This is a genomic window from Citrobacter sp. TBCS-14, assembly GCF_005280805.1.
GTDB classification, from domain to species: Bacteria; Pseudomonadota; Gammaproteobacteria; order Enterobacterales; family Enterobacteriaceae; genus Citrobacter; species Citrobacter gillenii.
Window position 1 is genome coordinate 1 of record NZ_SZWM01001035.1, and the last position, 221, is coordinate 221.

Annotated in this window: 1 protein-coding gene; it reads right to left on the minus strand. The window is 54.3% G+C overall.

The genetic code is table 11. The features are described from left to right. On the minus strand, nucleotides 1-221 hold a 221-nt coding region (locus FDX22_RS23815), incomplete at both ends, for a head-tail joining protein (RefSeq protein ID WP_222592568.1).

The window sequence follows — 221 nt, forward strand, 5'->3', positions numbered from 1 at the left end:
GCCGCAGCTGCCGCACATCATCAGTCCGGACAAACAGGGACGGACTGGAGCCTTCAACACGTACCCCCATTCCGGCATAGCTGATATTTTCAGGATCATCAAAAACACCACATACCACAGCACCGGACTGCTCACCGGATGTAATGGTGGCTGACGTTCCCATATACCCGCGTATCGTTTCATCGGCGCGGGCAATGGCAGCATCGAACAGGTTATCGAAA